This window comes from Immundisolibacter sp. (genome assembly GCF_041625615.1).
GTDB lineage: Bacteria > Pseudomonadota > Gammaproteobacteria > Immundisolibacterales > Immundisolibacteraceae > Immundisolibacter.
Genome location: NZ_JBFJTF010000033.1, coordinates 1 through 20,583, shown reverse-complemented (window position 1 = coordinate 20,583; position 20,583 = coordinate 1). Strand labels below are relative to the sequence as shown.

General features: G+C 68.7%; 23 protein-coding genes, 1 tRNA gene and 1 other RNA gene. 14 read left to right on the top strand and 11 right to left on the bottom strand.

Annotated features, from left to right (window positions below; all coding sequences use genetic code 11):
* Positions 1-167 precede the first annotated feature (167 nt).
* From ABYX71_RS04315 to orn, 11 genes are all read left to right on the top strand, one after another.
* On the top strand, positions 168-1,385 hold the full coding sequence (locus tag ABYX71_RS04315) for a tryptophan--tRNA ligase (RefSeq protein ID WP_372695264.1): 1,218 nt from the start codon (positions 168-170) through the stop codon (positions 1,383-1,385).
* A gap of 8 nt (positions 1,386-1,393) precedes the next feature.
* Positions 1,394-2,188: a ScpA family protein gene (locus tag ABYX71_RS04310; RefSeq protein WP_372695262.1), complete on the top strand. Its 795-nt coding sequence runs from the start codon at positions 1,394-1,396 to the stop codon at positions 2,186-2,188.
* Positions 2,188-2,760: an SMC-Scp complex subunit ScpB gene (gene scpB, locus ABYX71_RS04305; RefSeq protein ID WP_372695260.1), complete on the top strand. Its 573-nt coding sequence runs from the start codon at positions 2,188-2,190 to the stop codon at positions 2,758-2,760. Before ABYX71_RS04310 ends, scpB begins: the two co-directional genes overlap by 1 nt.
* Positions 2,750-3,553 (top strand): 23S rRNA pseudouridine(2605) synthase RluB, encoded by an 804-nt coding sequence (gene rluB / locus ABYX71_RS04300; RefSeq protein ID WP_372695258.1) that lies wholly within the window; start codon positions 2,750-2,752, stop codon positions 3,551-3,553. Before scpB ends, rluB begins: the two co-directional genes overlap by 11 nt.
* A gap of 68 nt (positions 3,554-3,621) precedes the next feature.
* The gene (gene rpsD, locus ABYX71_RS04295; RefSeq protein WP_372695256.1) at positions 3,622-4,233 is read left to right on the top strand and encodes a 30S ribosomal protein S4; all 612 of its coding nucleotides are present in this window, start codon (positions 3,622-3,624) and stop codon (positions 4,231-4,233) included.
* A 68-nt stretch (positions 4,234-4,301) separates the two neighbouring features.
* Positions 4,302-4,392, top strand: a tRNA-Ser gene (locus ABYX71_RS04290).
* Between the two features lie 24 nt (positions 4,393-4,416).
* Positions 4,417-4,513, top strand: an RNA gene (gene ffs, locus ABYX71_RS04285) — signal recognition particle sRNA small type.
* 11 nt (positions 4,514-4,524) lie between these two features.
* Complete coding sequence (gene dnaX / locus ABYX71_RS04280) at positions 4,525-6,123, top strand: DNA polymerase III subunit gamma/tau (RefSeq protein ID WP_372695254.1); 1,599 nt, start codon at positions 4,525-4,527, stop codon at positions 6,121-6,123.
* Between the two features lie 67 nt (positions 6,124-6,190).
* Positions 6,191-6,511: a YbaB/EbfC family nucleoid-associated protein gene (locus tag ABYX71_RS04275; RefSeq protein ID WP_372695252.1), complete on the top strand. Its 321-nt coding sequence runs from the start codon at positions 6,191-6,193 to the stop codon at positions 6,509-6,511.
* A gap of 7 nt (positions 6,512-6,518) precedes the next feature.
* Positions 6,519-7,118: a recombination mediator RecR gene (gene recR, locus ABYX71_RS04270; protein WP_372695250.1), complete on the top strand. Its 600-nt coding sequence runs from the start codon at positions 6,519-6,521 to the stop codon at positions 7,116-7,118.
* 121 nt (positions 7,119-7,239) lie between these two features.
* On the top strand, positions 7,240-7,788 hold the full coding sequence (gene orn, locus ABYX71_RS04265) for an oligoribonuclease (RefSeq protein WP_372695248.1): 549 nt from the start codon (positions 7,240-7,242) through the stop codon (positions 7,786-7,788).
* Between the two features lie 3 nt (positions 7,789-7,791).
* On the opposite strand, the gene cimA is transcribed toward orn, so the two are convergent.
* Positions 7,792-9,420: a citramalate synthase gene (cimA, locus tag ABYX71_RS04260; RefSeq protein ID WP_372695246.1), complete on the bottom strand. Its 1,629-nt coding sequence runs from the start codon at positions 9,418-9,420 to the stop codon at positions 7,792-7,794.
* Between the two features lie 109 nt (positions 9,421-9,529).
* Here cimA and ABYX71_RS04255 point away from each other — a divergent pair, with 109 nt between their 5' ends.
* The 3 genes from ABYX71_RS04255 to ABYX71_RS04245 all read left to right on the top strand — a co-directional run bounded on the left by ABYX71_RS04255 (position 9,530) and on the right by ABYX71_RS04245 (position 12,269).
* Positions 9,530-10,018: a TlpA disulfide reductase family protein gene (locus tag ABYX71_RS04255; protein ID WP_372695244.1), complete on the top strand. Its 489-nt coding sequence runs from the start codon at positions 9,530-9,532 to the stop codon at positions 10,016-10,018.
* 12 nt (positions 10,019-10,030) lie between these two features.
* Positions 10,031-10,456 (top strand): protoporphyrinogen oxidase HemJ, encoded by a 426-nt coding sequence (gene hemJ, locus ABYX71_RS04250; protein ID WP_372695242.1) that lies wholly within the window; start codon positions 10,031-10,033, stop codon positions 10,454-10,456.
* Positions 10,457-10,583: 127 nt separating this feature from the next.
* The gene (locus ABYX71_RS04245; RefSeq protein WP_372695240.1) at positions 10,584-12,269 is read left to right on the top strand and encodes a cation:proton antiporter; all 1,686 of its coding nucleotides are present in this window, start codon (positions 10,584-10,586) and stop codon (positions 12,267-12,269) included.
* Between the two features lie 31 nt (positions 12,270-12,300).
* Here ABYX71_RS04245 and acpS read toward each other — a convergent pair whose 3' ends face one another.
* From acpS to ABYX71_RS04195, 10 genes are all read right to left on the bottom strand, one after another.
* Positions 12,301-12,681 (bottom strand): holo-ACP synthase, encoded by a 381-nt coding sequence (gene acpS / locus ABYX71_RS04240; RefSeq protein ID WP_372695238.1) that lies wholly within the window; start codon positions 12,679-12,681, stop codon positions 12,301-12,303.
* Positions 12,678-13,427: a pyridoxine 5'-phosphate synthase gene (gene pdxJ, locus ABYX71_RS04235; RefSeq protein WP_372695236.1), complete on the bottom strand. Its 750-nt coding sequence runs from the start codon at positions 13,425-13,427 to the stop codon at positions 12,678-12,680. Before pdxJ ends, acpS begins: the two co-directional genes overlap by 4 nt.
* Positions 13,424-14,155 (bottom strand): DNA repair protein RecO, encoded by a 732-nt coding sequence (recO, locus tag ABYX71_RS04230; RefSeq protein ID WP_372695234.1) that lies wholly within the window; start codon positions 14,153-14,155, stop codon positions 13,424-13,426. The genes pdxJ and recO overlap by 4 nt, the downstream gene beginning before the upstream one ends.
* Positions 14,156-14,167: 12 nt before the next feature.
* Complete coding sequence (era, locus tag ABYX71_RS04225; RefSeq protein ID WP_372695232.1) at positions 14,168-15,085, bottom strand: GTPase Era; 918 nt, start codon at positions 15,083-15,085, stop codon at positions 14,168-14,170.
* Positions 15,078-15,761: a ribonuclease III gene (rnc, locus tag ABYX71_RS04220; protein ID WP_372695230.1), complete on the bottom strand. Its 684-nt coding sequence runs from the start codon at positions 15,759-15,761 to the stop codon at positions 15,078-15,080. The genes era and rnc overlap by 8 nt, the downstream gene beginning before the upstream one ends.
* On the bottom strand, positions 15,758-16,150 hold the full coding sequence (locus ABYX71_RS04215) for a DUF4845 domain-containing protein (protein WP_372695228.1): 393 nt from the start codon (positions 16,148-16,150) through the stop codon (positions 15,758-15,760). The genes rnc and ABYX71_RS04215 overlap by 4 nt, the downstream gene beginning before the upstream one ends.
* A gap of 74 nt (positions 16,151-16,224) precedes the next feature.
* Complete coding sequence (gene lepB, locus ABYX71_RS04210) at positions 16,225-16,995, bottom strand: signal peptidase I (protein WP_372695226.1); 771 nt, start codon at positions 16,993-16,995, stop codon at positions 16,225-16,227.
* Entirely contained in the window at positions 16,992-18,797 is a 1,806-nt protein-coding gene (gene lepA / locus ABYX71_RS04205; protein ID WP_372695224.1) for a translation elongation factor 4, read from the bottom strand. Before lepA ends, lepB begins: the two co-directional genes overlap by 4 nt.
* A gap of 160 nt (positions 18,798-18,957) precedes the next feature.
* The gene (locus ABYX71_RS04200; protein ID WP_372695222.1) at positions 18,958-20,385 is read right to left on the bottom strand and encodes a DegQ family serine endoprotease; all 1,428 of its coding nucleotides are present in this window, start codon (positions 20,383-20,385) and stop codon (positions 18,958-18,960) included.
* A partial coding sequence (locus ABYX71_RS04195) for a hypothetical protein (protein ID WP_372695221.1) occupies positions 20,382-20,583 on the bottom strand: 202 nt, incomplete at its 5' end. The genes ABYX71_RS04195 and ABYX71_RS04200, both read right to left, overlap by 4 nt.

The window sequence follows — 20,583 nt, the reverse complement described above, 5'->3', positions numbered from 1 at the left end:
GGCCTGCTGCCGGCGCGCCAGGCGGCGGCATTGGGCGCCATTGAGCCGTACGGCCTGATAATCGTGCTGGCGCTGCTGCTCAGCGGCGTCCTGTGGCGCATCCTGCAGCCGGTGATACAACTGTTCAACCAACTGCTGCTGTTGATGGTCGGCCTGGGAGGGTCCGCTTGAATACCTTGTCCTCGCCCCACGACCGCGTCCTGTCGGGCATGCGTCCGACCGGACGCCTGCATCTGGGTCACTACCATGGCGTGCTGAAGAACTGGACGCGCCTGCAGCACGAACACCGTTGCTTCTTTTTCGCTGCCGACTGGCATGCCCTGACCACCGACTACGAGACCCCGCAGCAGGTTGCCGAGCATACCTACGACATGATCGTCGACTGGCTGGCTGCCGGCGTCGACCCCGGCAGCGCGGTGCTGTTCGTGCAGTCGCGCGTGCCCGAGCACGCCGAGCTGCACCTGCTGCTGTCCATGATGACGCCCCTGGGCTGGCTCGAGCGGGTGCCCACCTACAAGGAACAGCAGGAGCAGCTGCGCGAGCGCGACCTGGCCACCTACGGCTTCCTCGGCTATCCGCTGCTGCAAAGCGCCGACATCCTCATCTACAAGGCGACGATGGTGCCGGTGGGCGAGGACCAGGTGGCGCACCTGGAGCTCACGCGCGAGGTCGCGCGACGCTTCAACCACCTGTACGGCCGCGAGCCGGACTTCGAGGCACGCGTGCAGGGCGCGCTGCGCCGGCTGGGCAAGAAGCAGGCGCAGCTGTACGAGCACAACCGCCGCGCCTACCAGGAGCGTGGCGACGACGAGGCTCTGGCCGTGGCCCAGGCGCTGGTGCGCGGCCAGACCGGCATCAGCATCGGCGACCGCGAGCGCCTGCTCGGCTACCTGGAGGGCTCGGGCATCATCGTGCTGCCGGAACCGCAGCCCCTGCTGACCGAAACCTCCAAGATGCCGGGCCTGGACGGGCGCAAGATGTCCAAGTCCTACGGCAACGCCATCGCCCTGCGCGAGGACCCGGACACGGTGGCGCAGAAGATGCGCACCATGCCCACCGACCCGGCGCGGGTCCGTCGCAGCGACCCGGGCGACCCGGAAAAGTGCCCGGTGTGGGGCCTGCACCAGGTCTACTCGGACGAGGCCCGCCGGGACTGGGTGCAGGAAGGCTGCCGCAGCGCCGGCATTGGCTGCCTGGATTGCAAGAAGCCGCTGATCGAAGCGGTACAGGCCGAACTGGCGCAGTTTCGCGAGCGCGCCAAGCCGTTCGAGGACGACCCCGGCCTGTTGCGTGAAATCGTCGCCGCCGGCTGCGAGCAGGCGCGCGAGGTCGCGCGCGAGACCCTGGACGAGGTGCGCCAGGTCATGGGGCTGGGTTACCGCTGAGCACGTCGATGACCGCCGCCGTGGAGCCAACCCAGCAGGAACTGCCGCTGGCGCGGGTGCATGGCGAACGCCTGACGCGCCTGCCGGAGGACCTGTACATCCCCCCGGACGCGCTCGAGGTGTTCCTGGAGGCCTTCGAAGGACCGCTCGACCTGCTGCTGTGGCTGATCCGGCGCCAGAACCTGGACATACTGGACATTCCGGTCGCCGACGTGGCGGTGCAGTACATGGCCTACGTCGAACTGATGCGCGACCTGCGCCTGGAGCTGGCCGCCGACTATCTGGTCATGGCCGCGGTACTGACAGAAATCAAATCGCGCATGTTGCTGCCCCGCCCGACAGAAGACGACACCGAGGACGACCCGCGTGCCGCCCTGGTCCGGCGCCTCCAGGACTACGCCCGCTTTCGCAACGCCGGCCAGGCGCTGGCCGACTGGCCGCAGTTCGGCCGCGACGTGCTGCCGCTGGCCGTGGCACTGCCCGATCTCGACCTGCCGCCGCCGCAACCGCAGGTGAGTCTGGGCGAGCTTCTGGCCGCCATGACCGAAGTGCTGGCCCGCAGCGCGCTCACCGCACACCACCACGTGCGCCGTGAACCGCTGTCGGTGCGCGAACGCATGAGCCGCATCCTCGGCCAGCTGACCGCCGACCGCTTCACGCCATTGCTGGACCTGCTGCACGCCGATGAGGGCCGCGCCGGCGTGGTGGTGAGTTTTCTGGCCATCCTCGAGCTGGTACGCGAGCGGCTGATCGACCTCAGCCAGAACGAAGCGTACGGCCCCATCTACCTGAAGGCCGCCTGATGGACCTGACCCGCCTGATCGAAGCGGCGCTGCTGGTGGCCAGCGAGCCGCTCGGCATCGACCAGCTGCAGCGCCTGACGCCCGGCGGACGCACGCCCAGCCGCGCCGACATCCAGCAGGCCATCGACCAGCTGACCCTGGAGTGCGCCGAACGCGCACTCGAACTGACGCACACCGCCGGCGGCTACCGCTACCAGGTGCGCGCCACCTACACCGCCGCGGTGGCGCCGCTGCTGGCCGAGCGCGCACCGCGCTACTCGCGCGCCGCCCTGGAAACACTGGCCATCATCGCCTACCGCCAGCCGGTGACGCGCGCGGACATCGAGGACATCCGCGGCGTGTCGCTGGGCAGCAACCTGCTCAAGACCCTGATCGACCGCGGCTGGGTACGCGCCGTGGGACACCGCGAGGTACCGGGACGCCCGGCCGTGTTCGGCACCACACGGGCGTTCCTGGATCATTTCGGCCTGCGCAGTCTCGGCGAGCTGCCATCCCTGGCCGACCTGGCCGACCCGGCCCACGAGCCGCAACTGTCCATGCTGGCCGAGGCGGCCGACACCCATGCCAGCTGAACGCCAGGCCGCCGAGCGGCTGCACAAGGTCCTGGCCCGCGCCGGACTGGGCTCGCGGCGGCACATCGAGGACTGGATCCGCGCCGGCCGGGTACAGGTCAACGACCGACCAGCCACGCTCGGCCAAAGCGTCACCCCCGCCGACCGCATCACCGTCGATGGCCGCCCCGTGCTGCTGGGGGCGCCTCCCAAGACGCGCCTGTTGCTGTACCACAAGCCCGAAGGCGAGGTGTGCACGCGCCACGACCCGCAGGGGCGGCCGACCGTGTTCGACCGCCTGCCGGCACTGGCCGGCGGGCGCTGGATCAGTGTCGGCCGGCTCGACATCAACAGTTCCGGCCTGCTGCTGCTGACCACCGACGGCACCCTCGCTCACCGCCTGATGCATCCGGCCAGCCACCTGGAACGCGAATACGCGGTACGGGTGATCGGCCCGGTGGACGGCGCGATGCTCGAGCGTCTGCGCCACGGCGTCGAGCTGGAGGATGGCCCGGCGCGGTTCCTGTCCATCACCCCGGCCGGAGGAGAAGGGCGCAACCGCTGGTTCCACGTCACCGTCGACGAAGGCCGCAACCGCCTGGTGCGGCGCCTGTGGGCGGCCGAGGACATCACCGTCAGCCGCCTGCTGCGCATCCGCTTCGGTCCGCTGCAGCTGCCACGCGGCCTCGGCCGCGGACAGCACCGCGACGCCACGGCCCAGGAACTGGAAGCCATCACCGCCGCCCTGCAGCCGACACGGCCCCGGACCGCGGCGCGCGACGGTGGCTTGAAAGCCTCCCGCCGCCGCGTTTAAGATACCCGTCTTGAGTTTCGTACGCCGGGCACCGCCCGGCGTTTTTTTCAGGTCAGGACACAGCATCAATGGCACGGTACACCGGTCCCCGTCTCAGGGTCGTGCGGCGCTTTCAACAGCAGCTGCCCGGTCTCACCCGCAAGACCGACGGCGTTCGCAGCAACCCGCCCGGCCAGCATGGCGCGCGGCGCGGTCGCGCCAGCGACTACCGCCTGCGTCTGGATGAGAAGCAAAAGCTCATCTACAACTACGGCATCGGCGAGCGCCAGCTGCGCAACTACTTCAAGGCTGCCGCCAGCCGCAAGGGCGACACCGGCAAGAACCTGCTGACGCTGCTGGAGTCGCGCCTGGACAACGTTGTGTTCCGGCTGGGCTTCGCGCCGACCATCCCGGCGGCCCGTCAGGTGGTCAAGCACGGCCACGTCACGGTCAACGGCCGTCGCGTGGACATCCCCAGCTACCAGCTGCGTCCGGGTGACGTCATCGGCATCAGCGAGGGCAGCCGCAAGCACCCGGTGATCGTGGAGACCCTGCAGTCGCCGTCGCTGAGCCTGCCGGAATACCTGGACCTGAACGCGAGCGAGATGACCGGCACCTTCCGCCACCAGCCCGAGCGCACCGACGTGCCGCTCGAAGTGGCCGAGAACTTCGTCGTCGAGTACTACTCGCGCGTCAGCTGATCACGCACGGCTCGGCCGTGCCATCCCCGGCCGTACTCGCAGCTCCTCACGGTCGGGGCCGATCTCCCGGAGAGGTGTCCGAGTGGTTGAAGGAGCACGCCTGGAAAGTGTGTATACGTCAAAAGCGTATCGAGGGTTCGAATCCCTCCCTCTCCGCCAGTTCTGCCGATTCAATGGCGGGCCTGTCAGTTCCCCCGCGGTGATAGCCCGTGAACCCCGCCAGGCCCGGAAGGGAGCAACGGTAGCGGGCGATTCAGGTGCCGGGGTCCGGCTGGCAGGTTCCGCCACCCCATGAGCTACCAGGCCCTCGCCCGCAAGTGGCGTCCGCGCCGCTTCGCCGACATGGTCGGCCAGGAACACGTGCGCCGGGCGCTGACCAACGCGCTGGGCAGCGATCGCCTGCATCACGCCTACCTGTTCACCGGCACCCGCGGCGTTGGCAAGACCACGGTCGCACGCCTGTTCGCCAAGGCGCTGAATTGCGAGCAGGGCGTCAGCGTCGAGCCGTGCGGCCAGTGTGCCGCCTGCCAGAGCATCGACGCCGGGCGCTTCATGGACCTGCTCGAGGTGGACGCTGCCTCGCGCACCGGCGTCGACGACACCCGTGAGCTGCTGGAAAACGTCCAGTACGCGCCGACCCAGGGCCGCTTCAAGGTGTACCTCATCGATGAGGTGCACATGTTCTCGAAGAGCAGCTTCAACGCGCTGCTCAAGACGCTCGAAGAACCTCCGCCGCACATCAAGTTCCTGCTGGCCACCACCGACCCGCAGAAGATTCCGCCGACGATCCTGTCGCGCTGCCTGCAATTCAACCTCCGTGCCCTGACCGCCGAACAGATCGGCGGCCAGCTGCAGCGGGTGCTCGATGCCGAGGGCCTGGGCGCCGAGGCAGCGGCCCTGGAACTGCTGGCACGCGCGGCTGCCGGCAGCATGCGCGACGCCCTGAGCCTGCTCGACCAGGCGCTGATGCTCGACGACGGCCCGCTGGCCGCCGACAGCGTGCGCGCCATGCTGGGCACGCTCGATCGCAGCCACGCGGTGCGCCTGCTGGGCGCACTGGCCGACGGTGACGGCGCGGCACTGCTGCAGGCACTCGGTGAAATCAACGCCCAGGCCGCCGATCCGGCCGCCGTCGTCGACGACCTGTTGCGCCTGCTGCACCAGGTGGCGTTGTGCCAGACGGTACCGGGCGCCACCCTGGCCGCCGATGCCGACCCCGCCGCCGTGCAGGCACTGGCCGCGCGCCTGGCACCGGAGGACGTGCAGCTCTATTACCAGATGACGCTGCTCGGCCGACGCGACCTGCCGCTGGCGCCGGACCCGGCCAGCGGCCTCGAAATGCTGCTGCTGCGCCTGCTGGTGTTCCGACCCGACGATGGCGGCAGCGAGCCTGCGCCACGCCGCTCGAACCCGGCCGGCGCCACCCCGGGAGCGGCCACACCGACGACCCGCGCCCAACCGCCGGTGTCGTCGGCACCCCCCGCACCGCCCCCACCGACGACACCCGCCGGCACCGATGACTGGAGCGCCCTGGTCGCCCGTCTGCCGCTGCGCGGCGCCGCCCAGCAACTGGTTCAGCACTGCGTGCTGGTGCAGCGCCGCGGCACATCGTTCGAGTTGGCGGTCGACAGCCGCAGCCAGGGACTGCTCACCCCCACCACGCGCCAGGCGGTGACCGAAGCGCTGTCGAGCGTGCTCGGCACGCCGGCGCAGGTCAGCTTCGGCCGCCAGAACGGTGAGGCCGAAACACCAGCGCGCCAGCAGGCCCGTGCCGCGGCCGCGCAACAGTCACAGGCACGCGCTGCGCTGGAAGCCGAACCGCTGGTGCAAGGACTGATGGACGCACTCGACGCCCGCGTCATCGACGGCTCCGCCGCACCGTCACCCTGATCGCCCGGCCCCGCCGGCCGGCGGTCCCGATACACTTGGGCCCATGCCCCAACCACGGTGAACACGCATGAAAGGCAACATGAATCAGCTCATGCAGCAGGCTCAGCGCATGCAGGAAGCCATGCAGAAGGCGCAGGAAGCACTGGCCAACATCGAAGTCAACGGCGCCGCCGGCGGTGGCCTGGTGACGGTCACCATGAACTGCGCCCACCAGGTGCGCCGCGTCACCATCGACCCCAGCCTGGTCGGTGACGACCGTGACATGCTGGAGGATCTGGTCGCCGCCGCCGTCAACGACGCCCTGCGCAAGGTCGAGCAGGCCAGCCAGGACCACATGGGCAGCGCGCTGGGCGGCTTCAAGCTGCCGGGCATGAACCTGCCGTTCTGAGTCGCGCGTGGCGACCGGCCTGCTGGACAGCCTGACGCACGCCCTGCAGCGGCTGCCGGGTGTGGGCCCCAAATCGGCCCGGCGCATGGCCTTTCACCTGCTGGTGCGCGATCGTGACGGCGGTCGCCGACTCGGCGAACTGCTGCTCGAGGCCATGGAACGGATCGGACGTTGCCGGCAGTGCCGCAACCTCACCGAGCAGGAAACCTGCGCCGTTTGTGCCTCACCGCAGCGCGATCGCGCGCTGCTGTGCGTGGTGGAAAGCCCCGCCGATGTGCAGGCCATCGACCAGGCCAGCGGCTTTCAGGGTCTGTATTACGTCCTGCATGGCCGCCTGTCGCCGCTCGACGGCATCGGTCCCGAGGAGCTGGAACTGGACCGGTTCGAAGCGCGTCTGGACGAAGGCGACGTGCGCGAACTGATCCTGGCCACCAGCCCCACCGTCGAGGGCGAGGCCACCGCCCACTACATCGCCGACCTGGCGCGCGCGCGCGGCATCCGCAGCACGCGTATCGCCCATGGCGTGCCCATGGGGGGCGAACTCGAGTTCGTCGACGGTGGCACGCTGCGCCAGGCCCTGCTCGGCCGGCGCGACTACGAGGGCTGAGGCATCCCGGCCCCGAACCGGGGACACAGGACCCGCGTGCTATAGTCCGCGCCCCCAATTTGTACCCTTGCCCGCCGGTGACGTTTAATCGGCGCCTTCCCCCTTTGCCTCCGGATATCCGATGCCTTCCCCCAAAGCCGGCCCGCTAATCTGGATCGACCTCGAGATGACCGGGCTCAACACCGCCTGGGACGCCATCATCGAGATCGCCACGGTGATCACCGATTCCGAACTGAACGTGGTGGCCGAGGGGCCGGTACTGGCCATCCGCCAGCCGGAAGAGATGCTGGCCGGCATGGACGAGTGGAACACACGCCAGCACAACAAGAGCGGTCTGGTCGAACGGGTGCGCAACTCCACTGTCGACACCGCCGAGGCGGAGCGCCAGACGCTGGACTTCCTGCGCCACCACGTGGAGCGCAACACCTCGCCGATGTGCGGCAACAGCATCTGCCAGGACCGCCGTTTCCTGGCCCGCCTGATGCCGGACCTGGAAGCCTATTTCCACTACCGCAACCTGGATGTCAGCAGCCTGAAGGAACTGGCCCAGCGCTGGGCGCCTGACGTGCTGGCCTCGTTCAAGAAGCGCTCTTCACACCTGGCGCTCGAGGACATCCACGACTCGATCCGCGAGCTGCGCCACTACCGGCAGCACCTGCTGAAGGTATAGCGCCTACGCGCGGCCTCGGGCGTGCGCGTCGTGCCAGAGCTTGTAGACGATGGCATCCGACAGCGCCTGCCACGACGCCTCGATGACATTGCTCGAGGCGCCGACCGTGGTCCAGCGCCGGCGACTGGCGTCGCTGCATTCCAGCATCACCCGCGTCACTGCCCCGGTACCGGCGGCGGATTCCAGAATGCGCACCTTGTAGTCCGTCAGCTGAAGCTCGGTCAGGGCCGGGTAAGCCGCCAGCAGCGCCTGGCGCAGGGCCAGGTCCAGTGCGTGCACCGGACCGTTGCCCTCGGCCACGGTCATGTGCAGACGCCCGCCGACGCGTACCTTCATGGTGGCTTCGGACAGGGTGACCAGCTGGCCCTCGGTCAGCCGACGCTCGTCGATCACGCGGTACGTGTCGAGCACGAAATACTCGGGCAACCCCTCCAGCAGGCCGCGCGCCAGCAGCTCGAAACTCGCCTCGGCGCCGTCGTAGGTGTAGCCCTCCAGTTCGCGCGCCTTGACCAGCTCCACCAGCTGGCCGACACGCGGGTCGTCGGCCGCCAGCGCGAGCCCCACCTCGTCCAGCAGCGCCAGCACATTGGCCCGACCGGCCTGATCGGAAACCAGAATCTTGCGGTGGTTGCCGACCTGCTCCGGCGCCACGTGCTCGTAGCTGCGCGGGTCCTTTTCCACCGCCGACACGTGCAGCCCGCCCTTGTGTGCGAACGCGTTCTCGCCGACATACGGCGCGTGTCGGTTCGGCGTGCGGTTCAGGCGCTCGTCGACGAAATGCGAGGCATGCGTCAGGTGCGCCAGGTCGTCGGCATCGAGCCCGGTGGCGTAGCCGAGCTTGAGCATCAGCGTCGGCGCCAGCGAAATGAGGTTGGCATTGCCGCAGCGCTCGCCCAGGCCGTTCAGGGTGCCCTGCACCTGACGGGCGCCGGCGCGCACGGCCGCCAGACTGTTGGCGACGGCGTTGTCGGTGTCGTTGTGACAATGGATGCCCAGCTGGTCGCCGGGAATGTGTTGCGCGACCGCGCCGACGATCTGCTCCACCTCGTGCGGCAACGTGCCACCGTTGGTGTCACACAGCACCAGCCAGCGCGCACCGCCACGCCGGGCCGCCTCCAGGCAGGCCAGCGCATAGTCCGGGTTGGCCTTGTAACCGTCGAAGAAATGCTCGGCGTCGAACAGCACCTCGCGCCCGGCCGCCTGGCAGTACGCCAGGCTGTCCTCGATCATCGCCAGGTTCTCGTCCAGCGTGGTGCGCAGCGCCACGGTGACATGAAAATCCCACGTCTTTCCAACCAGACAGATCGCCGGCGCCTGGCTCGCCAGCAACCGCGCCAACCCCGGGTCGTCGGCGGCAGGCCGACCCGGCCGCCGCGTCATGCCAAAGGCCACCAGCCGCGCCCGCTGCAACGTTGGCGCCGCCGCGAACACGGCATCGTCGGTAGGATTGGCGCCCGGCCAGCCGGCTTCGATGTAATCGATGCCCAGATGGTCCAGTTCGCGGGCGATGGCCAGCTTGTCACCGACCGAGAAATCGATGCCCTGCGTCTGCTGTCCGTCACGCAGCGTGCTGTCGTAAAGATAGATGCGCGGCGCCGCCACGGATTCGTCCACTGATTGGGTAAACCCCATATTTTACGCTGCGCCCGGTTGCTGGTGGCCGCGAGCCGACCTTCAAGGTTTGAGGCCGGGGCGCCCACTGGCAGAATGTGCTTCCCTACGCCCTTACCAAGCAGTACCCATGCGCCAACTGAGTCTTTTCATTCTCGCCGCGACCCTGTGGTTGAGCGCGCCCGCGCAGGCAACCAACCGCCTGCCGACCGACCTGACCTTCACCGTCATTGACGGGCCGGCCCTGAATGGACAGACCCTGCGTGGCCAGCCACTGCTGATCGTCTTCTGGGCCAGCACCTGCGCGCCGTGCATTGCCGAAATGCCGTCTTTGTCGGCGCTGTACCGCGAACTGCAACCGCGCGGGTTGCAGGTACTCGCGCTGGCCATGCCCTATGACCCGCCCAACCGCGTCGCTGCTGCCCGGGACGCTCTCGAAATGCCGTTTCCCGTGGCCCTGGACGTCAACGCCCGGGTCGTGCGCCGGCTCGGCATCGCGCCACAGACACCCCAGTTCCTGCTGGTCGACGCCGAAGGCCACATCATCGACAACCATTCCGGCGTGCTGTCGGCCGATGCGCTGCGCGCGCGCTTGCTGCCACTGCTGGCCGATGCCTGACGGAGTACTCCCATGTTGTGGCTGAAGGCCCTGCACATCATCGCCATGGTGGCCTGGTTCGCCGGGCTGTTCTACCTGCCGCGGCTGTTCGTCTATCACGTTGACTGCGCCGACGAAGCCGGCCGCCGGCGCTTCGAACTCATGGAGCGGCGGCTGTACCACGCCATCATGACACCGGCCGCCTGGGTCACCGTGCTGGCCGGCCTGGGCCTGCTGGCGGGCTATGCCTGGGAACTGTACGGTCGCGCCGGCTGGCTGCACGCCAAACTCACGCTGGTCGTGGCGCTGGTGGTCTACCACTGGCTGTGCGGGCGGTACCGGGTCGCACTGCGCGATGGCCGCAACCGCCGCAGCGCCCGCTTTTTCCGCTTCTTCAACGAGGTGCCGACGCTGATCCTGATTGCGGCGGTCTGTCTTTCCGTGGTCAAGCCGTTCTGATGCCCGCCGCGGTCCCGGTCACCAAGGCGTAGCACCCACACGCCAGACTGCGCTTTGTCGTGGCGTCGCATCCGCCTTCTGGCAGGCGAATTGCTTCGCTCCAGTACCCAACGTTGCGCACGCCGACATGACCGCCAGCCACACCGCCTTTCACGAGATCACCGCGCTGCTGGTGCTGGGCGCGGCGCTGGGCTTCGCCGGCCAATGGCTGCGTCAGCCGCTGATCGTCGCGTTCATCGTTGCCGGCATCATCGCCGGCCCCGATGCCCTGGGCGTGGTGTCCAATGCCGCGCACGTGCAGGTGCTCGGCGAACTCGGTGTGGCGGTGCTGCTGTTTCTGGTCGGACTCAAGCTCGACCCCGGCCTGCTGCGCACGCTGGGACCGGTGGCCCTGGCCACCGGCGGCGCCCAGGTCCTGCTCACCACGCTCGTGGGCACTGGCCTGGCGCTGGCGCTCGGCCAGCCGCCGCAGACGGCGGCGGCCATCGGCCTGGCACTGACGTTTTCCAGCACCATCATCGTCATCAAGCTGCTGTGGGACAAGGGCGAGGTCGACTCGCTGCACGGCCGCGTGGCGCTCGGCCTGCTGATCGCCCAGGATCTGCTGGTGGTGGTGCTGATGGGCCTGCTGGCCGGCATGCGCGGCGCCGAGGGCAGCCTCACCTACGCGGCACTGGGCGGTACCGGACTGCTGGTACTGGTGCTGCTGTTCATGCGCTTTCTGGCGCAGGGACTGCTGGCGCGCCTGGCCCGCTCGCCGGAACTGCTGGTTACCTTCGCCCTGGCCTGGGCGGCGCTGCTGGCCGGCCTGGCCGATACCTTCGGCCTGGGCAAGGAACTGGGCGGCTTGCTGGCCGGAGTGGCGCTGGCAGCCACGCCGTTTCGCGAGGCGCTGGCCTCGCGCCTGGCCAGCGTGCGGGACTTCTTGCTGCTGTTTTTCTTCGTCAGCCTGGGCGCCAGCCTGGACGTCGGCGCCCTGCACGGCCAGTGGCTGCCGGCGCTGGCACTGTCCGTGTTCGTGCTGGTCGGAAAGCCGCTGATCGTGCTGCCCATCCTGCTGGCGGCCGGCTATGGCCGGCGCACCGCCTTCATGGCCGGCGTGACACTGGCGCAGATCAGCGAGTTTTCGCTGATCCTGGCCGCACTGGCACTGCAGGCCGGCGTGCTGGACGCCACCGCGCAGGCCCTGATCACGGTGGTCGGCCTGGTCAGCATCGGCGTCAGCACATACCTGGTGACCTACTCGGGCAGTCTGTACAGCCGCGTCGAACCGCTGCTGGCACGCATCGCCAACGACAGCCCGCGCCGACAGGCGCCCAGCGAAGCACCGGCGCCGGCGGATGTCATCCTGTTCGGCCTCGGCCGCTACGGCACGGCCATCGCCGAGGGCCTGCGCACACGCGGCCTGAGCGTGCTGGGGGTGGACTTCGACCCCGAGATGGTCGCCCGCTGGCGAAGCCGCGGCCTGGCCGCCCATTACGGCGATGCCGCCGACCCGGACTTCGGCAAGGCCCTGCCGCTGGCCGGCGCCCGGTGGGTGGTATGCGCCATTCCGGTGCACGGTGGCAGCCTGACGCACGACGACCCACGCCTGGCGCTGGTCGACGCCCTGCGCAATCACGGCTACCGCGAGCGCATCGCCGTGGCCATCCACCAGTCGGACGACCTGCCCGCCTTGCGCGCCCGCGATATCGACCTGATCCTGCTGCCGGCGGCCGACGCCGCCGCCGAGGCCGTGGACCTGATCACCCGCCCGCCGCAGGGCCCGGAGGCCAGCCAGCGCGAGCGGCTGCTGGAAAAGACCGTTTCCTGAGTAACGATGCGTCCGGGGCTGCCGGTGCGCCTCAGGTCGTCTCCAGTACCACCATCGCCACCGCATGGTCGCGCTCATCGGCCAGGCTCAGATGCCAGGCAACGATGTTGCGCCGCGCGCAGTGCTCGGCCGCCGCGCCGGACAGCTCCAGCAGCGGCCGGCCGGCGTCATCGTGTCGCACGGCAATCTGCGGCAGCGTCACGCCCCGCGCGATGCCGGTGCCCAGGGCCTTGCCGAAGGCCTCCTTGGCGGCGAAGCGCTTGGCCATGAAGGCCGCCGGCGCCGGCGCAGCGCGGTAGTCGTCGAATTCGGATACGGCCAGCAGGCGGCGCGCGAAATGCTCGCCGTGCTGCTCGATCAGGCGCGCAATGCGCGCTACGGCGACGATGTCGACGCCGATGCCGGCGATCACGGCCGCGCCCGGGCAATGGCCTGCACCATCTCCGCCACCGCGGTGCGCAGGCCGACGAACACGGCGCGCGCCACCAGCGCGTGGCCGATGTTGAGTTCGGCCAGCCCCGGCAGGGCGGCAATGGCGGCCACGTTGTCCAGGTTGAGGCCGTGCCCGGCGTTGACGGTAAGCCCCAACGCACGCCCCTCGGTCACGGCGGCCCGGATGCGCGACAGCTCCGCTGCCTGCCCGGTGGCGTCTGCCATCTCGGCGTAGCGGCCGGTGTGCAACTCCACCAGCGGCGCGCCACAGCGCCGGGCCGCTGCCAACTGCTGCGGCTGCGGATCGATGAACAGCGACACCTTTATCCCGGCAGCGGATAGGCGCTCGACGGCCGCGGCCACCCGTGCCTCCTGGCCGGCCACGTCGAGCCCGCCCTCGGTGGTCAGCTCCTCGCGCCGCTCCGGTACCAGGCAGCAATCTGACGGACGCAGGCGCTCGGCCACGGCCACCATCTCGTCGGTGACCGCCATCTCCAGGTTCAGCCGGCAGGCCAGCCGCTCGCGCAGTGCCGCCACGTCCGCATCCTGGATGTGCCGGCGATCCTCGCGCAGGTGCACGGTGATGAAATCGGCACCCCCGGCCAGCGCCTCCACGGCGGCATCCAGCGGTGCCGGATAGGCCGTATGACGCGCCTGGCGCAGGGTGGCGACGTGGTCGATGTTGACGCCCAGCAGCGGTGGCCGGGCAGTGGAAGGGTCTGTCATGGGTGCTTCGGTTCGCCGGACGCAGGCCCGGCAATGGCGTGGTAGAGGGCACGGCTTTTCAGCGGCCGGTCACCGAAATGCCAACGCAACTGTGAGCGCAGCAGCCGCTTGAGTGCCGGCCAGTGGGCCGGGTCGTCCAGGGTGTCGTGCTGCAGGGCGAGCAGCGCCGCGCCGCTCAGGTCACCGTCCGCCGCCGGCACGGCGCCGTGTTCCGGCCGGTAGTGGTAACGGCCGTCCGACGCGATGGCGGCGCCATCGGCAGCATGCTCCAGCAGCAGGCCATAGCCTAGCCCGGCCAGCAGATCGCGCTCGAAGCGGCGCAGCACCGGCTCGACGACCGGGCCGTGCAACGCGGCCAGCGCCCGGGCATAGGCCGCATACACCGGCGGATGGCTGTCCAGCCGGGCGCAGCCGCGCAACAGCAGTTCGTTCAGGTAGAACCCGGCCGCCAGGGCGACGCCGCGCAGCGGGTCGGCGTACCCGTCTGGCTCGGCCAGGGTCAGGGTCTTCAGGTCACCACCGCCGCTCCAGGACAGCAGCAACGGCGTGAACGGCTGCAGCACACCGGCCAACCGCCCGCGCCCGCCGCGCGCCACCAGGCCGATCCGGCCGTAGTCGCGCGTGAAGCACTCCAGCAGCAGGCTGGTGTCACGGTAGGGCCGCCGGTGCAGCAGGTACGCCGGCTGCAGCAGCACCTGGGCAGGGGCGGCCGGGGAGGCGACTGCCATTACCCGCTCCGGCTACTCGGCCTGGTAGCCGAGCGTGCGCAGCGCCACGTCGTCGTCGGTCCAGCCGCTCTTCTCGCGCACGACCAGTTGCAGGAACACGTGCGTTTCCAGCAGCTTTTCCAGATCGGCGCGGGCCTCGGTGCCGACCTGCTTGAGCATCGCACCGCCCTTGCCGATGACGATGCCCTTGTGGCTGGGCCGCTCGACCCAAATGATGGCGCTGATCTCGGTCTGCTCCGGCTGCTCGACAAAGCTCTCGACCGCCACGGTGCACACGTACGGCAGTTCGTCGCGCAGGTGCCGCATCAGCTTCTCGCGCACCAGTTCGGCAGCCATGAAGCTCAGGCTGCGGTCGGTGACCTGGTCTTCCGGAAACAGCGCCTCACCGGGCGGCAGCCGGCGGCCGACCACCTGCGCCAGGCTATCGACATTGCTGCCCTTGCGTGCCGACACCGGCACGATTTCGGCAAAACAGCCGGCCGCGCCCAGGCGCTCCATCTGCGCCAGCAGCTGGGCCTTGTCCGGCACCAGGTCGATCTTGTTGATCACCGCCACCGCCGGTCGCCCGCTGGCCTTGACCAATTCCAGCACACGCGCGTCCTCGGCCGTCCAGTGCGTGCCCTGCACCACCATGAGCACCAGATCCACCCCCTCGAGCGCGCCGGTGGCGGTGCGGTTCAGGTAGCGGTTCAGGGCCCGCCCGCGGCCGGGATGGATGCCGGGCGTGTCGACGAACACCGCCTGCACGCCATCCTCGGTGCGGATACCGAGCAGGCGATGCCGGGTGGTCTGGGGCTTGGACGAGGTGATGGCCAGCTTCTGGCCGACCAATCGGTTCAGCAGCGTCGACTTGCCCACATTGGGCCGGCCAACGATGGCCACGTACCCGGCGCGCTGCACCGGCATGTTGTCGGACATTGAATCAGGCATGACCTTGCAAACGCTCCAGGGCGACGGCGGCGGCGGCCTGTTCGGCGGCCCGGCGCGTGCCGCCACAACCGCTGACCGACTCGGGCAGGGCCGCCACCTGGCATTCCACCTCGAACTGCCACACGCCGCCATGTTCGCGCTCACTGCGCAATTGATATTTCGGACGCTCCAGCGCCCGGCTCTGCAGCCACTCCTGCAGGCGGGTCTTGGGGTCCTTGAGCGCCTCACCCGGCTGCAGGCGCTCCAGCGGCTCGGCGAACAGCCGCAATACCAGCGCGCGGCAGGTGTCGAGCCCGGCGTCCAGATACACGGCGCAGATCAGCGCCTCGAACGCGTCCGCCAGGATGGAGGCCCGGCGCTGGCCGCCGCTCTTGCGCTCGCCGGCGCCCAGTTCGAGAAACTCGCCCAGGCGCAGTTCCGTTGCCAGCGACGCCAGCGCCTCACCACTCACCAGCCGGGCACGCGACCGCGTCAGCTCACCCTCGGTGGCCTGACCAAAACGCTGTGTGAGCACCTCGGCCACTAGAAAACCGAGCAGTGCGTCACCGAGAAATTCCAGGCGCTCGTTGTGCTGACGGCGCGCGCTGCGGTGCGTCAGTGCACGCCGCAACAGGGCTGGGTCGCCAAAACGATGGCCAAGCCGCAGTTGCAGCAAATCCAATGGGTCGGTGGTCAACTGCCCTCGACCTGAATCTCGTGCTTGAAGTGCATCACCACGCTGATGTTGTAGAACAGCGGCGCGCTGTAGTCGTATTCGACGGCGATGACTTTCTTGCCGGTCCGCTTGTCGTACTGCACCGTCAGGTCGTCGCGCTGAGGCGTCGGCGTGTACAGGCCACTCATGTCGAACCGCTTTTCCAGCAGCCCCCAGATGGCCGGCTTGCCCATCTGGCCGATGGTGATTTCTTCCTCGAGCGAATTGACCGCCTTGCGCACGGCGAAGGCCTCGTAATAGCCCGGATACATCGCCATGCCGATGATGAAAAACAAAACGCCAAGGGCCACCAGGGCAATCAGCGAAAAAAAGGACCAGCCACCCTGGCGAGCAGCGCGCAGATTCTGCATGTCACGTTCTCCCTGTAGCAGGCCGCCCCAACGGCCACGCGGGCATTATCAACCAGATCGCCAACGGGCCGACCTCAGGGGATGGCGCTGCCGATGCGGCGCCAGTCGACGGCAAAACGCTGACTGTCCCAACTCATCCAGATGAAAAACGCCTTGCCGACCAGGTTCTCGTCCGGCACGAACCCCCAGTAACGGCTGTCCTTGCTGTTGTCGCGATTGTCGCCCAGCACGAAGTAGGTGCCCGGCGGCACCACCACCTCCCCCTGCCGGCTCGACCGCTGCGGCACCCACTGCACCTGGTAACGGTGCTCGCCGAGTTGCTCGGGCACCCGCAGCACCTCCTGCCCGTCCTCACGCAGCGCCTGCGCCTTGACCCGTTCGGTCACCGGCTCGCCGTTCACGTACAGGACGCGATCGTAGTAACCGATGCGATCGCCCGGCACGCCGACGACACGCTTGATGTAGTCGGTGCTCGGCTCCGGCGGGTAACGGAAAACCACCACGTCGCCGCGCTGCGGGACACCGATGTCGATGACCTTCTTGTCGATCACCGGCAGGCGAATGCCGTAGGTGAACTTGTTGACCAGAATGAAATCACCCACGTGCAGGGTGGGAATCATGGACCCCGAGGGAATGCGAAACGGTTCCACCAGAAACGAACGCAGCAGGAACACGGCCAGGATGACGGGAAAGAACGAGCGCCCGTACTCCACCCACCACGGCATGGGCGCATCGACGCCGCCGCTGGCCGTGCGATGACGCGCCAGCCAGATTTCGTCCACCAGCCAGATCAGCCCGCTGACCACCAGCAGCACGAACAGCAGCAGCGCGAAATCCACCGTCACTTATCCTTGCCGGTGTGCAACACCGCCATGAAGGCCTCCTGCGGAATCTGCACGTTGCCGATCTGCTTCATGCGCTTCTTGCCCTCTTTCTGCTTCTCCAGCAGCTTGCGCTTGCGCGACACGTCGCCGCCGTAGCACTTGGCGGTGACGTTCTTGCGCATGGCGCGCACGGTCTCGCGGGCGACGATTTTCGAGCCGATGGCGGCCTGAATCGGCACCTCGAACATCTGCTTTGGAATCAGCTCCACCATCTTGGCCACCAACTCGCGCCCGCGCGCGGGGGCCGTCTGGCGGTGCACGATGACCGACAGCGAGTCGACCTTGTCCTTGTTGACCAGCACGTCGAGCTTGACCAGATCGGCCGGCTCGAAGCGCACGAAGTCGTACTCGAACGAGGCGAAGCCGCGACTGACCGACTTCAGGCGGTCGAAGAAATCGGTCACCACCTCGGCCGCCGGAATGTCGTACTGCAGCGATATCTGCCCGCCCAGATGATTCATGCGCTGCTGGCGGCCGCGCTTTTCCTCGCACAGGCCAAGCACCGCGCCCACGTAGGCGGGCGGCACCAGGATGCTGACCGCCAGGATCGGCTCACGGATTTCCTCCAGCGCCGACGGGTCCGGCAAGTTGGCCGGGTTGTCCACCATCAGCACCTCGCCGGCGCGGTTGACCACCTCGTACAGCACCGTCGGCGCGGTGGTGATCAGCTCCAGCCTGTACTCGCGCTCCAGGCGCTCCTGCACGATCTCCATGTGCAGCATGCCCAGGAACCCGCAGCGAAAGCCGAAGCCCAGCGCCTGGGAGGTTTCCGGCTCGAAACTGAGTGCCGCGTCGTTCAGGCGCAACTTGCGCAGGGCGTCGCGCAGATCCTCGTAATCGGCCGAGTCGACCGGATACAGACCTGCGAACACCCGCGGCTTGACGCGCTGGAATCCGGGCAGCGGCACGGTCGCCTGGCGGGATTCCTCGGTGACGGTGTCACCCACCGGCAGCGCGTCGATGTCCTTGATGGCGGCGATCACGAAGCCGACCTCGCCCGGCCCCAGCGCATCCACGTCGCGCCGCTTGGGCGTGTACACGCCGAGCTTGTCGACCGAGAACGCCCGTCCGCTGGACATGACGCGGATGCGCTGGCCGACACGCAACACGCCGTTGACCACCCGCATCAGGCCGACGACGCCAAGGTAATTGTCGAACCAGGAATCGATCACCAGTGCCTGCAGCGGCGCGGCGTCATCACCCTGCGGCGGCGGAACGCGCGTGATCAGCGCCTCCAGCAGCTCGTCCACACCCAGACCGGTCTTGGCGCTGACGCAGACCGCGTCCTCGGCGTCGATGCCGACGATTTCCTCGATCTCGCGCTTGACCCGGTCGGGCTCGGCGGTCGGCAGGTCGATCTTGTTCAGTACCGGCACCACCTCGAGCCCCTGCTCGATGGCGGTGTAGCAATTGGCGACGGTCTGCGCCTCCACGCCCTGGGCGGCATCGACCACCAGCAGGGCACCCTCGCACGCGGCCAGCGAACGCGACACCTCGTAGGAGAAATCGACGTGTCCGGGCGTATCGATGAAGTTCAGCAGGTATTCCTGCCCGTCAGAGGCGGTGTAACGCAGGCTCACGCTCTGCGCCTTGATGGTGATGCCGCGCTCGCGCTCGAGGTCCATCGAGTCGAGCACCTGGGCCAGCATCTCGCGCTCGGTCAGGCCCTGGCAGCGCTGGATGAAACGATCAGCCAGCGTCGATTTGCCGTGGTCAATGTGGGCAATGATCGAGAAATTGCGGATATGGTCGGCGGCGGTCATCGGCAGCGCAGGCAGCGACTCGTGATCGGGACAAAGGATGTGGACGCGCGCCCGGCCCGCCCCGGAAGGGCATGACCGACGACACGGGTGACGAGAATTGAGGGCGCACGGCGCCCCTCGAAAGCGCCGCGCACTATAGCAGGCTCGCGATCGGTGGCGCCTAGTCCGGCACCCGCAGCGCCAGCCACAACGGGGCCTCACCGCGCTGCACCAGCAGGCGGGCGGCCTTGCCGGCCGGCAGCCGGCCGACCAGCCGCTCGAACTGCGCGGCGTCCTTCACCTCGACGCTGTTCACCGACAGGATGATGTCGCCACGCTGCAAACCCGCTTCCAGCGCCGGCCCAGGCTCGACCCGCTGCACCGAAACGCCGCCGGTCACCTCGGCCTTGTCGCGTTGCTCGGCACTGAGGTCCGCCACCAACAAACCCAACCGGTCTGCGCGGGGCGGCGCCTGCGCCGGGGTGTTGGCCGCCGCCTGCGGCTGGTCCGGCAGCGCCGCCACGGTCAGGCGCAGCGCGCGTGGCTTGCCCCCGCGCAGCACGTCCACCGTCACCGTGCGACCGACCGCCGTCCGGCCGACCCGCGGCGGCAAGTCGCTCGAGTAGACAATGTCCTCGCCGTTGAAGCCCACGATCACATCGCCAGCCTGCAGGCCCGCCTTGGCGGCCGGCCCATCGGGCAGCACACGCGCCACCAGGGCGCCGCGTGGCTGCGACATGCCGAACGACTCGGCCAGATCACGCGTCACGTCCTGGATCATCACCCCCAGCCAGCCACGCGTCACGCTGCCGTGCGCCTTCAGTTGTTCCACCACTTCCATGGCCACGTCGATCGGCACCGCGAACGACAGCCCCATGAAACCGCCGGTACGGCTGTAAATCTGCGAGTTGATACCGACTACCTGGCCATCCATGTTGAACAGCGGGCCACCGGAATTGCCCGGATTGATGGCCACGTCGGTCTGGATGAACGGCACGTAGGTATCCTGCGGCAGGGCACGGCCCTTGGCGCTGACGATGCCGGCGGTGACCGAGTGATCAAAACCGAACGGCGAACCGATCGCCAACACCCACTCGCCGACCTTGAGACGCCGCGGGTCGCCGATCGTCACCGTCGGCAGACGGCCGTTCTTCGCTTCCACCTTGAGCAGTGCGATGTCGCTGCGCGCATCCGAGCCCACCAGCTTCGCGGACAGTTCGCTGCGGTCGCTCAGGCGCACGATGATGGCGTCGGCACCGTCCACCACGTGGTGGTTGGTCAGCACATAGCCGTCGGCAGAAATGATGAAGCCGGAACCGAGCGAGGCGTCCGGCAGTGGCGGCTCGGGCTGATCGCCGAAGAAATGGCGAAAGAATTCGTTCAGCGGTGCGGCGTCCGACCCGTCGGGCAATTCGAACGGCAGCTTCGGCAACGCCGCCTGCTCGGCTTCGGCACGCTGCTCGGTACTGATGTTGACGACGGCAGGGCCGTTTCTGACCACCAGTTCGCTGAAGTCCGGCAGGCCGGCGGCCGCGACCACGCCGCTCCAGGACCACACGACCCAGACGACGGGCAGCACAGCCACCCGCCCAAAGCGTCGGAGCATCATGGCGCCACTTCAACCGGCTGCGCATCGGCCGGCGGCGCGACGACCGTTTCCGAGGATGCCTGTGGAACCGGTGTCAGCGCCTCGACGATCTGGCGCAGCGTCACCACCGGCGCGGCCCCCAGCGCGGTGACGTGCCGGTCTCCAACCTGCGCACCGAAAACCGGCACCGCCTCGATCCGGCTGGCGCCGAGCAGGGCC